This window comes from Streptomyces sp. NPDC051243 (genome assembly GCF_044455405.1).
Lineage (GTDB): Bacteria > Actinomycetota > Actinomycetes > Streptomycetales > Streptomycetaceae > Streptomyces.
In genome coordinates this window covers 133610-147536 of the sequence record NZ_JBITES010000013.1, presented here as the reverse complement: position 1 = coordinate 147536, position 13927 = coordinate 133610, and the positions used below count along the sequence as shown (strand labels likewise).

12 protein-coding genes and 2 pseudogenes are annotated in these 13927 nt (G+C 71.6%); 5 read left to right on the top strand and 9 right to left on the bottom strand.

Features of this window, described 5'->3' with window-relative positions; translation table 11 throughout:
- Nucleotides 1-9: 9 nt before the first annotated feature.
- Nucleotides 10-1722 (bottom strand): IlvD/Edd family dehydratase, encoded by a 1713-nt coding sequence (locus ACIBAG_RS31270; protein WP_399109633.1) that lies wholly within the window; start codon nucleotides 1720-1722, stop codon nucleotides 10-12.
- A gap of 261 nt (nucleotides 1723-1983) precedes the next feature.
- Between ACIBAG_RS31270 and ACIBAG_RS31265 the strand changes: the two genes are divergently transcribed.
- Entirely contained in the window at nucleotides 1984-2994 is a 1011-nt protein-coding gene (locus ACIBAG_RS31265; protein WP_399109631.1) for a zinc-binding dehydrogenase, read from the top strand.
- 28 nt (nucleotides 2995-3022) lie between these two features.
- Here ACIBAG_RS31265 and cpt read toward each other — a convergent pair whose 3' ends face one another.
- Entirely contained in the window at nucleotides 3023-3556 is a 534-nt protein-coding gene (gene cpt / locus ACIBAG_RS31260; RefSeq protein WP_399109629.1) for a chloramphenicol phosphotransferase CPT, read from the bottom strand.
- Between the two features lie 520 nt (nucleotides 3557-4076).
- Between cpt and ACIBAG_RS31255 the strand changes: the two genes are divergently transcribed.
- Nucleotides 4077-5408, top strand: coding sequence for a cytochrome P450 (locus tag ACIBAG_RS31255; protein ID WP_399109628.1), 1332 nt, complete (start codon nucleotides 4077-4079; stop codon nucleotides 5406-5408).
- 185 nt (nucleotides 5409-5593) lie between these two features.
- Here ACIBAG_RS31255 and ACIBAG_RS31250 read toward each other — a convergent pair whose 3' ends face one another.
- Entirely contained in the window at nucleotides 5594-6034 is a 441-nt protein-coding gene (locus ACIBAG_RS31250; RefSeq protein WP_399109626.1) for an OsmC family protein, read from the bottom strand.
- 231 nt (nucleotides 6035-6265) lie between these two features.
- Nucleotides 6266-6718, bottom strand: a complete 453-nt coding sequence (locus ACIBAG_RS31245; protein WP_399109624.1) for a MarR family winged helix-turn-helix transcriptional regulator — start codon at nucleotides 6716-6718, stop codon at nucleotides 6266-6268.
- A gap of 290 nt (nucleotides 6719-7008) precedes the next feature.
- On the opposite strand from ACIBAG_RS31245, the gene ACIBAG_RS31240 reads away from it, so the two are divergent.
- The 3 genes from ACIBAG_RS31240 to ACIBAG_RS31230 all read left to right on the top strand — a co-directional run bounded on the left by ACIBAG_RS31240 (nucleotide 7009) and on the right by ACIBAG_RS31230 (nucleotide 10479).
- A complete protein-coding gene (locus ACIBAG_RS31240; RefSeq protein ID WP_399109622.1) occupies nucleotides 7009-8046 on the top strand; it encodes a hypothetical protein in 1038 nt (345 codons plus the stop codon).
- Between the two features lie 268 nt (nucleotides 8047-8314).
- Complete coding sequence (locus ACIBAG_RS31235) at nucleotides 8315-9067, top strand: SDR family oxidoreductase (RefSeq protein WP_399109620.1); 753 nt, start codon at nucleotides 8315-8317, stop codon at nucleotides 9065-9067.
- Nucleotides 9068-9738: 671 nt separating this feature from the next.
- Nucleotides 9739-10479, top strand: coding sequence for a class I SAM-dependent methyltransferase (locus ACIBAG_RS31230; protein WP_399109847.1), 741 nt, complete (start codon nucleotides 9739-9741; stop codon nucleotides 10477-10479).
- A gap of 56 nt (nucleotides 10480-10535) precedes the next feature.
- On the opposite strand, the pseudogene ACIBAG_RS31225 reads toward ACIBAG_RS31230, so the two are convergent.
- The 5 genes and pseudogenes from ACIBAG_RS31225 to ACIBAG_RS31205 all read right to left on the bottom strand — a co-directional run.
- A pseudogene (locus ACIBAG_RS31225) lies at nucleotides 10536-10660 on the bottom strand (IS5/IS1182 family transposase); the annotation flags it as partial.
- A gap of 52 nt (nucleotides 10661-10712) precedes the next feature.
- Nucleotides 10713-11081: pseudogene (locus ACIBAG_RS31220) on the bottom strand (leucine zipper domain-containing protein); the annotation flags it as partial.
- Nucleotides 11082-11710: 629 nt separating this feature from the next.
- Nucleotides 11711-12061, bottom strand: coding sequence for a hypothetical protein (locus ACIBAG_RS31215; RefSeq protein ID WP_399109619.1), 351 nt, complete (start codon nucleotides 12059-12061; stop codon nucleotides 11711-11713).
- A gap of 9 nt (nucleotides 12062-12070) precedes the next feature.
- A complete protein-coding gene (locus ACIBAG_RS31210; protein ID WP_399109617.1) occupies nucleotides 12071-13051 on the bottom strand; it encodes a sugar kinase in 981 nt (326 codons plus the stop codon).
- Nucleotides 13052-13272: 221 nt separating this feature from the next.
- The gene (locus ACIBAG_RS31205) at nucleotides 13273-13905 is read right to left on the bottom strand and encodes a bifunctional 4-hydroxy-2-oxoglutarate aldolase/2-dehydro-3-deoxy-phosphogluconate aldolase (RefSeq protein ID WP_399109615.1); all 633 of its coding nucleotides are present in this window, start codon (nucleotides 13903-13905) and stop codon (nucleotides 13273-13275) included.
- Nucleotides 13906-13927 lie beyond the last annotated feature (22 nt).

The following is a 13927-nucleotide window of genomic DNA, read 5'->3' as shown; positions in this document are numbered from 1 at the left end:
AGCGGTCCGTCAGTGCGATTCGCGGCTCACTTCCGAACCGCTGGAGCCCACCAGGAAGTCGAGGTCGGCGCCGGTGTCGGCTTGGCGTACGTGGTCGACGTAGAGGCGCTCCCAGCCGCGCCGGGGGTTGGCGAAGCCGGTGCGCGTGGCCTCGTCGGGCTGTCTGCGGGCCAGCTCCCCGGCGGGCAGGTCGACGTCGATGCGGCGGGCCTCGACGTCCAGGGTGATGAAGTCGCCCGTCCGCACGAGCGCCAAGGGGCCGCCGGCCGCGGCCTCCGGAGCCACATGCAGGACGACGGTGCCGTACGCCGTACCGCTCATCCGGCCGTCGCAGACGCGGACCATGTCACGGACACCCTGTTCGAGGAGCTTCTTCGGCAGGGGCATGTTGGAGACCTCGGGCATGCCGGGGTAGCCCTTGGGGCCGCAGCCGCGCAGGACGAGGACGCAGTCGGCGTCGACGTCGAGTGCGGGGTCGTCGATCCGGGCGTGGAAGTCCTCGATGGAGTCGAAGACGACGGCCCGGCCTCGGTGGCGCAGCAGGTGCGGTGAGGCGGCGGCCGGTTTGATGAGCGCGCCGTCCGGGGCGAGGTTGCCGCGCAGGACGGCGATGCCGCCCTCGGCGACCAGGGGTTCGGCGCGGGTGCGGATGACGCCCGGGTCCCAGATCTCGGCGTCGTCGAGGGCGTCGACCAGCGGCTTGCCGGTGACGGTCAGGGCGTCGGGGTCGATCAGGTCGCGGACCTCGCGCAGGACGGCGAGGAGGCCTCCGGCGCGGTGGAGGTCCTCCATGAGGAAGCGGCCGGCCGGTTGGAGGTCGACCAGGACCGGGACGCGCGAGCCGATGCGGTCGAAGTCGTCGAGGGTGAGGTCGATGCCCAGTCGGCCCGCGATGGCCAGGAGATGGACCACGGCGTTGGTGGAGCCGCCGATGGCGGCGAGCGCGACGATCGCGTTGTGGAAGGACGCCTTGGTGAGGAAGGATCCCGGCCGGCGATCGGCGGCGACCATGTCCACCGCCAGGCGGCCCGTGCCGTGCGCCGCCTCCAGCAGCCGGCTGTCGGGCGCGGGGGTGCCCGCCACACCGGGGACGACCGTGCCCAGCGCCTCGGCGACCAGGGCCATCGTGGACGCGGTGCCCATGGTGTTGCAGTGGCCGCGGCTGCGGATCATCGCCGACTCGGAGCGGGTGAACTGCTCCTGCGAGAGCGTGCCCGCCCGGACCTCCTCCGACAGCCGCCACACATCGGTGCCGCAGCCCAGTGGCCTGCCCCGGAAGGTCCCGGTGAGCATCGGGCCGCCGGGCACGACCACGGCGGGCAGGTCCACCGACGCGGCGGCCATCAGCAGCGAGGGGATCGTCTTGTCGCAGCCGCCCAACAGGACGACGCCGTCTATGGGGTTGGCCCGCAGCATCTCCTCGGTGGCCATCGCGGCCATGTTGCGCCAGAGCATGGCGGTGGGCCGTACCTGTGTCTCGCCGAGCGACACCACGGGCAGGTCCAGCGGGATGCCGCCCGCCTCGTGCACGCCGTCGCGCACCGAGGCGGCGACCTCGTCGAGGTGGGCGTTGCACGGGGTCAGGTCCGAGGCGGTGTTGGCGATGGCGATCTGGGGCCGGCCCGTGAAGGCGTCCGACGGCAGGCCTCGGCGCATCCACGCCCGGTGGATGTAGGCGTTTCGGTCCTGTCCCTCGTACCACTGTGCGCTGCGCAGCCTCACCCTGGACCTCTTCCAGCAGTCGGTACGGTGGTCTACAGTCCGGAACGCCATGGAGCATACGCAGACGTACCCGGGATCCACAGCCCTCGGTGACCACAGCCCCACTGCCGCCCTCGGCCCACTTGAGGGCGCCTCGTGGGCCGGCGGCTCCCCGGTGGAGCGTCGAACGGGCCGTTCCCTGTGTACGGCAGCCGCCACCCAGTCCCCCTGCCCGACGGCCACGCGCGCTGCGCTCGGCCCGCTCACCGAACCGCACCGCTGATGCGCGCGTTCGTGCTGACCGCCCCGGGCGTGTACGAGGTTCAGGAGCTTCCGGCACCCGTGGCGGCACCCGGTGAAGTCGTCGTGGATGTGGAGCGGGTCGGGGTGTGCGGCACTGACATGGAGTTCTTCACCGGGGCCATGGCCTATCTCCACCAAGGGCACTCCGCCTATCCGATACGGCCGGGTCACGAGTGGGCCGGGCGCGTGGCGGCGGTCGGCGACGGTGTCGCCCCGGGCTGGATCGGACGCCGGGTCATGGGTGACACGATGCTGGGCTGCGGCAGCTGCCGCCGTTGCCTTCGGGGCCGTCAGCATGTGTGCGAGAAGCGTCAGGAGGTCGGCATCCGAGGCGCGCGGGCGGGGGCGCTGGCGGAGCAACTCGCCGTACCGGGGTCGTCGTTGCACGCTCTGCCCGACTCGGTGGACGCCGAGCTCGGCGCGCTCGTGGAGCCGGGCGGCAATGCCCTGCGTGCGGCGCGGGCGGCCGCGCTACGCGCCGGGGACCGTGCGCTCGTCCTGGGGCCCGGGACCATCGGGCTCCTGGTCGCGATGTTCCTGCGGGCGGCGGGCGCGGAGGTCCACCTGCTGGACCGCGCAGGCAACTCACCCGACTTCGCCCACGGCCTGGGCTTCGAGCATGTGTGGGACGAGGACTCCCTTCCGGACCTGCCCTTCGACGCGGTCGTCGACGCCTCGAACGCCGCCCATCTGCCGGGCAGGGCACTGGAGTTGGTCGAACCGGGGGGCCGACTGGTGTACATCGGGCTGGCCGGCGAGCCCAGCAGGATCGACACCCGCGCGCTCGTGCTGAAGGACGTGACGGCGGTGGGCATCCTGTCCGCCTCCCCCGGTCTGGACGCCACCATCCGGGCCTACGCGGCCGGAGCGGTCGACCCCAGGCCCCTCGTCGCGGCCATCGTGGGCCTCGACGAGGTCGGGGCGGTTCTCGCGGGTGAACGCCCGGACGGTGCCGGGCCCGGCCCCAAGATCCATGTGGATCCCCGGTGAGCCGGCGCATGCCCCCGGCGGCGGCAGGTCACCTGACGTATGAGGAAATGATGCGCGCGCACTCCAGGGACTCGGCGCGAGCGCTGTCCACCTCCACGTCGTAGGACACCCCCTCGTGCACCATCTCCGCCTGCAACTCCGCCATCCCCCGGACACGATCGCCCCGAGCGATCTCGCGACCCGCGGCGACGGCGCTGTCGCAGCGAATGCCCACCCACAACACGGTCAGCCCGCCCAGGACCTTCCGCCACCCCTGCTGGGACGCCGCAGCACCGAGAAAGACGTCATCGATGATGATCCGGGCCCCGGCACGGGCCATCGCGACGATGCCCTCCATCCAGGCCGCCTGCAGAGCCATGAAGTCGCTTCCGACGTTCACCCGGCCGTCCGCCTCGAACACGATGCCCTCGTCGGAGGTCTGCATCTTCGCGGGCATGGCGTCGACGAGCGAGTCGCACCCGAACGCCAGCCACGGATCGGGCAGTACGTCCTGCAGACACCGTACGATCCCGGACTTACCCGAGCTGGAACCGCCGTTGAGAATGATCACCTGGGTCGCCACGGCGTCACGCTATGACGTTTCCAGCGGGGCCGGAAACGATTAACGAAACGACCGCACGGATGGCCGCGCGTCCGCGACGAGCGAAGACGTGCTTCAGGGCCACGCTCACCGGGAGGTCGTGCGGATCGGGGACACCGTACGGCGGCCCGTGGGGCCCTGGACGGCGACGGGCCAGGCGTTGCTGCGTCATCTCGAAGCGGTGGGCTTCCCTACTGTCCCCCGGTCCTGGGAATCGTCTCCCCCGGTCCTGGGGATCGATGAGGAGGGCCGCGAGGTCCTCGCCTATGTCGACGGTGAGTCGAGGCCGCTGGGATGGGCCAAGGTGGTCATAGAGGGCGGCTTGACCGCCCTTCGCGACCACCCACAGCAGCCCGACTGCCGCCGGGCGTGCTGCTCGTCCTCAGCCACTCCGGAGAGTGACATCGACCTTGCGGGCGGCTACCAACTGGCGTCTGCTCCCGTACAGTTCGTGGCACCCGCGCGGGCACGGTCCGATCCAGCGGTTGACCGAGGGAGATACATGGACGCCGAAGCCAGCCTCGATTCGCTTCCTCAGGATCCCGGGACCGAGCGCCCGGTCCGCATGGTCGATCCCGAGCTCGTCAAGCGGTGGGGTTCCGCGAAAGGCGAACTGGTCGAGTTGCTGTCCCAGGTGCGTGAGCGGGCCGGCGGCGTCGCCGGGTTCCGGCTCGGGCCGGGCCTCACTGTGCTCGTCACCGACCCGCAGGCGGTCCAGGAGGTGCTCGCGCTGCGGGCGGACCGGTACGTCAAGCGGTCCCATCGCGCCCGCCTGTTGATCGGCGACGGTGTCATGGCCGCCACCGGTGAGGCGTGGAAGCGGCAACGCCGCCTGCTGCAGGCCCAGTTCACCGGAACCGGGATGCGGCGCTTCGAACAGCGGATCACCGAGGCCGCCCGGAGCACCTCCGAGCGGTGGGAGGCGTACGCCCGCACCGGCGAAGTCCTGGATGTGGGCAAGGAGATGCACCGCTTCGCCCTGGACGCCATCTGGCGCTCGCTCACCGGACACCCACTCGATGACGAAACCGCGCTCGAACTTGAGGCCGTGACGGCCGTGGGGACCGCCCTTCCCACGCTGCCCGCGGACGCCGAGCAGGCCCGGGACTCCGTCGCCACCGACCTCGCCCGGATCGACGCGGTCGCCGAGCGCGCCATCGAGGCCGCACGCAGTGGCGTGACCGGGCCAGACGGGCCGGGCGTGCTGCACGTCCTGGTCGACGCGGGCGCCGAGCGCCCCGAGTACACCGACCAGCTGATCCGCGACGAGCTGGTCACGCTGCTCGCGGCGGGGCACGAGACCACCGCGACCACACTCACGTGGCTCTACCTGCTGCTCGACCAGTACCCCGCGGCCCGCGAACAGGCGCTGGCCGAAGGCGGCGAAGGCTCGGAGCGGCGCCGCAGGGCCATCCAGGCCCTGATCCACGAAACGCTCCGGCTCTACCCGTCCGCCTGGCTCCTGCCCCGCCACGCCGCCGAGGACGACACTCTCGCCGGACACACCGTCGAGGCGGGCACCGACATCCTGGTGTGCCCCTACCTCACGCACCGCGATCCGCGGCTGTGGCCGGACCCGGAGCGCTTCGACCCGCGGCGCTTCCTCACGCCGGGCGGCCGCCCCGCCCATCCGGGCGCCTACCTCCCCTTCGGCATCGGGCCCCGCGCCTGCCTGGGTCTGCAGTTCGCGCTCCGGGAATCGACCATCTTGCTCGAACACCTGTTGCCGGCATTCACGCCGAGTTTCTCCTCCACCCCCACGAAGGCGTCGTACGGCATCACCGTCCGCCCGGCCGGGCCCACGCCCGCGACCTTGAAGCCCGTAGCCGTCTGATCGCGGGCTGACCGGCTGCATTCCTGCCACTGCACACACCCTGCCCTGCACGGCACTCCAACCTCGCAGGACCCGCGTGCCGATCGCGTACACGCCGGCGACGACCGCCCTCCGCACTGGACGAGGCAGGGCCGCCGTCAAGTAGCCGGCTCGACACGGGGGTCTCACTCGTGCGGGCGAGAACGTCAGGCGTCCGTGATCTTCGTCGTGACGGGCGTGCCGAGTTCTACGGTGCGACTGACGGTGCAAAGACGGTCGTGGGAGGTCTTGACCGCGCGGGGCAGAATCGCGCGGGCGCGGTCCGCACCTTCACCGTCCGGAAAGGCGACGGTGAAGGAGACCGTGAGGTTGGTCATGCGGTTGCCGAGGTCGTCGCTGATCTTGTCGCCGGTGACCCCGACGGAGAAAGCGGTGGGCTCCGCGTGGCGGCTGGTGGCAACGTCGACGTCCGCGGCCGTACAGCCCCCGATCGCGGCCAGCAACAGCTCGACCGGGGTGAACTCGGTGTCCCGGTCGGTATCGGAGGCCGTAGCGAAACTGATCGATCCGCCTCGGGTGTTGGTCGCGACGAAGTGGCCGGTGCTGGTGCGTTCGACGACAACGGAACGCTCGGAGTTTTCGCTCATGCCGCCGACAGTAGTGCCGCTTGTGGACCACCTTCGGCACCTTCTTCGATGCCCGGCGGTCAGCCCGGCGGTTCAGCCCGCCCGCCCAGCGGTTCCGGCCCGTCCGTCACAGAGATCGCCGGCGCGGTGGCAACGGTGAGGGCCGTTGGGGTAGCGGCGGCAGCCCCTCTGCGCGGCCTGCCGATCGCGCCCGAGGACGTTGCCGACATCCCCGCCGGCACAATCCGCGTCTCACTCGGCCCACGGCTCGAAGCCGGTATCAAGGACGGCCTTCAGGGATGTGCGCAGCTGGGCTGCCGCGTCTGCGCCGAAGCTCTCCTCGAACCGGTCCTGCACGGCTTGCCACAGCGGCAACGCCGCCTTCATCCGAACCAGGCCTTCCGGCGTGATCGTCACGATCCGTGCGCGGCGGTCGGCTGCCGACGGCTCGACGGTTATCAGGCCCTCCCGCGCGAGCGGCTTGAGGTTCGTGGCCATCGTCGTTCGGTCCATTGCGATCATGTCGGCGAGGCTGGTGATCGTCGTCTCTCCATGAGTGCTGAGCTTCTGCAGGATGCTGAACTGCGTCGCCCGAAGACCGACCGGGGCCAAGGCCTTGTCGTACGTCGCGCCGAGGTATCGGGCCGCCTTGCGCAGAGCCAGGTTGTTGCACGCGGGGTCGAGGTTCGCCGGCGTAGGGGTCATGTCTCCTCCAACCTTCCCCGCCCATGATAGGAGCATGTGCTCGCAAGAGTGAAGTGGCTGCTCAGACGCTCCCCCGTGACAGGAGCAGGCACTCCCGGGATTCGCTTCCCCGCCGCGAGGCCTTGCACTCCCACCGATACGAGCATATGCTCCTAATTGCGGTGGAGCACTGACCCACGTACCTGATGGCGGTCCCCCGATGGCGCAGGGACCTGCCGAAGAGGACCTGGCCCCCTGCCAGCCTCCGTCTGGACCCCGTGCCTCTTTCCTCTCAACCAGAAAGCCCCATCATGGAAACCCCCGTCCGATCCGCCCCCGAACGTGAGCAGACACCTTCCGACCGGCTGCCCCACCCTCCGAAACAGGCCGCGCGCCGCCGCCCGCCGGTGCGGACCTGGCTCCAGCCGACGCTGATCGCGCTGATCGTCGTAGCGGCCTTCATCGGCCTCTACGTCGGCCTGCAGCGCGATCCCCAGCCTCACCGGGTCCCGATCGCCGTCACCGCACCGGATCTGCCGGGCGACATACGGCAGGCCCTCGGCGACAGTGTCGAGGTCCACCCGGCCACTGACGCCGCGGCGGCGCGCCAGGCGGTCGAGCGCGGCGACGTCACCGCCGCGCTCAGCGCCGACGGCCCGGGCCGACTGCGTCTGGAGACAGCGGGGGCGAACGGCGCGTCCACCACCTCGGCCGTGAAGACCCTCGTCAGCGCCTACGCCAACGACGCGGACCTGCACGTCACCACCGAGGACGTCGTTCCCCTGACCCGCTTCGACGCCCGCGGACTGGCCGGCTTCTACATCGCCTTCGGTGTCAGCCTGGCCGGTTTCGTCCTCGCCTCGAACGCCCTCGGCCTGGCCGGTCTCCTGCGCCTGCGTCACCGCTTCTGGCTGCTGGGCGGCGCTTCCGCGGCCATCGGCACCGTCGCCGCGGTCATCGCCGGCCCCGTTCTGGGCGCCGTCCCGGCACCGGTCATCCCGCTGGCCCTCACCCTCACGCTGCTGGCGGGCGCAGCCGCCTTCACCACCAAACTGCTCGGCACCTACCTCGGGCCGGTCGGGCTCCCGGTTGCCACTCTGGTGCTGCTCACCCTCGGCAACGCCACCAGCGGTGCCGTCATAGGGGCCGATCTGCTGCCCGCAGGGGCCCGAGCCGTCTCCGCACTGCTGCCGCCCGGCGCGGCGGTCCGCGCGATCAGCGACCTGAGCTACTTCGACGGCGCGCACGCCACAGGGCCGGTCATCACACTCGCGCTGTGGGCCGTCGTCGCCGCGCTGCTCGTCGGCCTGCGCCCCCGGCTGGCCAGGCGTACCGCGCCCGGCGCCTGACCGCCGGAACCATGAGCGCACGAACATCGGTGCCATCGCTTGCCCGGGCAGTCGGTCACTGCCACTCACTGTCCCCACGAGGCTGCACACCCGGGACGCACTCAAGAAGGGGCGAGAACCCGGACCGGCTCGCGGCGCTTCCCTCCGGGCATCTGGTATCTGGCCTGGCATCTGGCATCTGGCATCTGGCAGGAGACCGGCTGCCTCTCCGAGATGGACCGGCACGGCAGTGAACCAACCCGAGAGAAGTGAAAGAGGAGAGATCATCATGAGCACGATGCGCATCGCTGTCGCCGGAGCAACCGGGAACATCGGGGCCCGCACGGCGGCCGCTCTGGAGCGGGCCGGCCACGAAGTCGTACGTATCAGCCGCTCACTCGGCGTCGACCTGAGCACCGGCGACGGCCTTGACGCCGCACTGACCGGCGTCGACGCAGTCGTGGACGCCACGAGCCACGAGGCGGCCGACCGCGACGAGGCTGTGGCGTACTTCGGCACCACCACCCGGAACCTGCTCGCCGCCGAGGAACGGGCCGGTGTCCGGCACCACGTGCTGCTCTCGATCGTCGGCATCGATCGTGTCGAAGGCAACGCACACTACGCCGGCAAGCGCGAGCAGGAGCGCCTCGTAGCCGAAGGCCCGGTGCCGTGGACGATCGTTCCTTTCACGCAATTCCACGACTTCGCGGTGACGGTGACGAGTTGGACCGAGCAGGACGGCGTCGCCACGATCCCCCCACTGCTCGTCCAGCCGATCGCGCCCGGCGACGTGGCCGACATCCTCGCCGAGATCGCCACGGGCCCAGCGCAGAGGCGTTACCGCGACGTAGCCGGCCCGGAACCGCAGGACCTGGTGGACATGGCCCGGCGCACCAACGAGGCGCGCGGACACGCGGTCAAGCTCGTGCCGACCTGGTCATCGCTGTTGGGCGCCGAGATGGCCGGTGACGTGCTCCTGCCCGGCGAGGGCGCCCGCATCGCGCCCACCACCTTCGACGACTGGCTCGCAAAGCGGCAGTAGCCGTCGCTGGCCCAGGGCACCGGTGGCGGCGTACGAGCCCTGCACGAGCACCCGGCGTGACGGACTGCGAAACGCCAGCGGTGTTCAGGGAGCCACTTCTCCGGACGGTCGCGGGCCGCCGCGATCCGCGGATCACGCGACGCGGCCTCGGCCAGGTCCCGCAGCGCACGCTCCAGAACGACCCCCGCGCACGACGTCCCACGTGGCGTTCCTCCTCGATCGACCACAGCCGGCTCGCCGTACGGGCATGCCTCATGACGCCGCATCGCCTGCAACGCCTCCCCGAGCCGGGCCATGACCGGGGCCGCTGCGCTCGGGTCGCACGCGAGCAGTTCCTCCAGGTTCTCGTCGGGGATGTCTTCGACGATCGCGAGATCGACCGGGCAAGGGGCGCCGTAGCGGTCGACGAGGCGGATCGCCGGGACGTGGACGCCGAGCACGTCCAGCCGCGCGTGCGCGGCCTCGGCCAGGTCGAGCCGGAGGCCGGGCGAGAAGGGATCGGTGAGGTGGTCGTCGTCGCCCTCGGCGGCCGGCCAGTAATTCGCGTCGTCGTCCCACGCCTGGGGCTCGTCCGGCGGATCATGGGCCGAGCCAGGGCCGGACCGAGGCGAGGGCCGGCCAGTGCCTTGATCGTGTTGACCGCCCCCGGCAGGCAGTGCTGGAGTCGGCACGTGGACAGCATCCCCGCCAACCGGCGGTTCTGGAACCGGATCAGCAGTGCCTACCAGCACGAGCACGACTCGCAAATCGGCGCCGCACCCCGGCTGTGGGGCATGTACTCCATCCCCGACGCGCACCTGCACGCCCTGGGCGACGTCACCGGCAAGCGCGTCCTCGAACTCGGCTGCGGCGCCGGCCAGTGGTCCAGGGCGCTCGCAGCCGAGGGCGCCACCGTGGTCGGGCTCGACCTGTCCGAAGCCCAACTCGCCGCAGCGGCCCGCGCGATGGGAGCGGCCCGCTACCCGCTGGTGCAAGGCGCCGCCGAACAACTCCCCTTCGCCGCCGACAGCTTCGACCTGGTGTTCTGCGACTTCGGTGGGCTCAGCTGGGCGCCCCCGCACCTGGCCGTCCCGCAGGCCGCACGCGTCTTGCGCCGAGGCGGGCGCCTGGTGTTCAACGTCGCCAGCCCATGGTTCGAGGCTTGTTACGACGAAGCCGCCAGCCGCGTGACCACGACGCTGCAGCGGGACTACTTCGGGCTGAACACCATCGCCGAAAACGACGGCGCCACCAGCTATCAGCTCACCTACGGCGACTGGGTCAGGGTCCTGCGCGGCGCGGGTCTCATCATCGACGACCTCATCGAGCCGAGGCCCGAACTCGGAACACTCAACGGCTACAACGAAACCGACCCACCCGACTGGGCACGCCGCTGGCCGGCGGAACTGCTCTGGGTAACCCACAAACCGTAAGTTCCGCCGCGCCGAGAGGAGAAGGCATCCCCTCGCCGGGCAGGCCATGGGTCTGTAGCGCGTTCGTCGAAGCGTGTGGCCACGGCCCGGAAGTTCTTCAACGCGTTGATCGTCCCCTCCACTTCGTTCCTGCGTTGCAGATCGTCTTGTCGGAGCCGGCGGGCCGTCCGCCCCTGCGCCGAGGTCGGTCAGGGCCTGCTCAGCTCGCGCAGCACGGTCCGGGCCGCCCCGGCCTGGCCGGTCGGCCGGTCCAGGTGGGCCAGGCGGTTCAGGCCGTGGCGGGACAGGATCCGGTGGGTCGTCGAGGCGGGCAGGCCCAGGATCGGGCCGAGCCTTGCGGGACCGAGTCTGCGGTCTTGCCCCAGGCGGCAGACGCGGGCCTCCACGGCCGCCGGGGTGCGATGGGGTGTCGTCCGGGGCCGGCTGGAGCGGTCGGCAAGGCCCGGCTCGCCCTCGGATCGCCAGCGTCGGATCCACTTGTGGGCCGTGGCGCGGGAGATCCCCATCTCCGCAGCCACATGAGCGACGGGGCGACCTGCGCGGACCCGTTCGACGAGCAGCCGCCTGCCGTGAACGGTCAGCCGGGCATTACGGTGGGACACGAAGACCTCCGTGCGGTGCAGTCCTAGACAGCTCCACCACACCGGAGGTCTTCGCCATGATCAAGCCCAGCAACTGTCAACAACGCTCGTGATCAATACACCTAGGCGACGGCGATCGGCGTCGGCGCGTCGTGCATCACCGACGGTACAAGGCGGTTCCTACTGCCCCCCGCAACCCGCTCAGCAGCCACCGGATGCCGACCGCCAGCCGAGCGCGACCCGTGCCGCACCCGCCAACTGCTTGCTCTTGCGCGACTGCCCTGGGCCGCCATGTGCGCACAGCCGCTCCGCCACGACAACCCTCGCAGCCTGCGGGAGCAACGACGCCGCAGCCCTTGGCGTGTTCCGCGTCCCGCGCGCCGACCGGACCGACAGGGCCGACCGGGCCGACCGGGCCGACCGGGCCGACCGGGCCGACCGGGCCGACCGGGCCGACGCACATCGGCAACCGCAGAGCGTCCCGGTCTCCGACTGGAGGACGAGCGAAGTCCCGAGGCTCATGTGCCCCGGGACTTTCGCGGTGCACCCGGCGGTGGAGACCGCCAGGAAGTGGCTGTGCCGGGGCAGCGCATGCCGCCGACCGGCCGGACGGACGGACCTCAAGGTGCCCGGATCGGTGATCAGCGCCGCTACGGCCCGCTTCGTTCCCGCTGCTGGTCCCGATATGTCCAGAAGAGGAAGCCGAGGTCGTGCGTGCCGGTGTCGTACTGGCGAGGGGCCAGCTTCTCGGCCGACGCCAGTGCCCAGCCGCGGAAGGCGTCGTCCTCGCTGTGGAGCCAGGCCATCCACAGCGTGCCCGGCCAGAAGCCGCCGACCCAGTCGCCGTTCCGCGAGTAGAGCCACTTCTCGAACTTCGTGCCGACGGGGAAGGAAGTCACGGTCGGTGCGACGGTGCGGACCTTGTCGACGGCGTAGTCGGCCGCCGCGCGGAGCTTTCTCAGGGTCGGTACCGGTGTGGTGCCGGCCGCCGAAGCCAGCACAGCGATTACTTACTGCCCTTGCTCGGCCCACTCCCGCGCCGAGAGAGCGAGCAACGCCTCCGTCTCCCGCGGGGCGGGCAGGGGCCCGTGGTCTCCGGTGACCCGGAGGGCGGAGGCGGCGGTGACATGCCCCAGCCGCAGGGCCCGTGTCGTCGTCGCGCCCCGCAGCAGGCCCGCGAGGAAACCGGCCGCGAAGGCGTCACCGGCACCAACGGCCTCCACCACTGTCACAGGCGGCGTCGGCACGGTGTGGACGCCCTCCCCGGTGAACGCGGTCGCGTCGTTCGCACCGTCCTTGACGACGAGGATGCGAGGACGCGGCAGCACCGCTCGTACGTCCTGCGGCGTCAGCTTCGCGCCCCACAGCGCCTGTGCCTCGTCCAGGCCGACGAAGACGATGTCGGCCCGGTCGGCCAGCTCGCGCAGCACGATCGGGGCCGACCCGTCCGACCACAGAGCGGCACGGTGGTTGACGTCGAAACTCACCGCGTACGGGCGTTGCCCGGGCTCTGCGGCCAGGGCTCGCGTCACCAGCTGTCGGCACGAATCCGACAGGGCCGGGGTGATGCCGGTCAGATGCAGCAGCGAGGCCGTGCGCACGGGCGGGCCGTCCAGCACCTCGGGGCCGAGGGCTGAGGCGGCCGAGTCACACCGGTAGTAGTGCACACGGGTCCCGGCGGGGCCGGGGTCCTTGACCAGGAGGCCGGTCGGGCGGTGGGGGTCGGTGCTGACATACGACACGTCGACTCCGGCGGCGGACACGGTGGCGCGAACCCGGTGTCCCAGAGGGTCGTCACCGACCGCCGAGAGCCAGGCGACGGGGACGCCGTGGTCGGCCAGGTACATGGCGACGTTCGACTCGGCTCCCGCCACGGACAGCCGCAGTCGGGCCGCGTTCAGCAGAGGGCCGGGCGGGTCGGGAGCCAGGGCCGCCATGGTCTCGCCGACGCACACGACCGGGCCGGGAGCCGGGCGCCATGGGCCAGTCACGCCGGAAATCCGGTGAGGGGCCGGCACGCAGGGCTCCGGTGACGGGCGGTCTTGCCGGGATTCCGGCAAGGGGCGGTCATGCGGGACTCCGGTGACGGGCCGTCATGCAGGCCCACTGAACGGCGACCGGCCGCGGCATACGGTATCGACCATGCCGGTCCCGCGGATGCCGTCGCCCGGTTCCAGGCGGTCGGGGCGGGTGGTGGGCGCCGCTGCGGGGGTCACGCCGTCGCCTCCTGCACGGCCTTGCGGAAGGCGCGGGCGCGTTCCCTGAGGGCGGTGAGGCTGCCTCCGTCGGCGGCGTCGCCGACGAGGGGGGAGCCGACGCCGACCGCGATGGCTCCGGCCGCGAGGCAGGACCGGGCGGCGGCCTCGTCGACTCCGCCCACCGGGACGAACGGTGCGTCGGGGAACGGGCCGCGCAACGCCTTGAGATACTCCGCTCCCCCGGCCTGGGCGATCGGGAAGAGCTTCAGCGCGGCCACTCCCAGGGCTCTCGCGGCGATGACCTCGGTCGGGGTCAGCACACCGCCGAGGACCGGCATGCCCAACTCCCGTGCGGCGCCGACGCCGTCGCCCAGTCCCGGGGTGACCGCGAAGTCGGCTCCCGCGCTGTGCGCCGCGCGGGCGTCCCGGGCGGTCAGGACGGTGCCCGCGCCGAGGGGGCGGTCCGGGCCGAGGGCGTGCCGGGCCCGTTCGATGACGGAGAGGGCGTCCTTGCCGGCGAGTGAGACCTCTACCAGTTCGACGCCTTCCTCGACCAGGGCCAGCACGGTGTGCAGCGCGGCATCGGGGTCGTCACCACGCACGACGGCGACCAGACGGTGAGTGGCCAGCGCGGCTGTCAGGTCCACGGACGGTGCTCCTTCTGGCGCT

Coding starts and splice junctions, on each gene's coding strand:
- ACIBAG_RS31265 (WP_399109631.1), top strand. CDS start 1,984: ATGCGCGCGTTCGTGCTGACCGCCCCGGGCGTGTACGAGGTTCAGGAG.
- ACIBAG_RS31255 (WP_399109628.1), top strand. CDS start 4,077: ATGGACGCCGAAGCCAGCCTCGATTCGCTTCCTCAGGATCCCGGGACC.
- ACIBAG_RS31250 (WP_399109626.1), bottom strand. CDS start 6,034: ATGAGCGAAAACTCCGAGCGTTCCGTTGTCGTCGAACGCACCAGCACC.
- ACIBAG_RS31245 (WP_399109624.1), bottom strand. CDS start 6,718: ATGACCCCTACGCCGGCGAACCTCGACCCCGCGTGCAACAACCTGGCT.
- ACIBAG_RS31240 (WP_399109622.1), top strand. CDS start 7,009: ATGGAAACCCCCGTCCGATCCGCCCCCGAACGTGAGCAGACACCTTCC.
- ACIBAG_RS31235 (WP_399109620.1), top strand. CDS start 8,315: ATGAGCACGATGCGCATCGCTGTCGCCGGAGCAACCGGGAACATCGGG.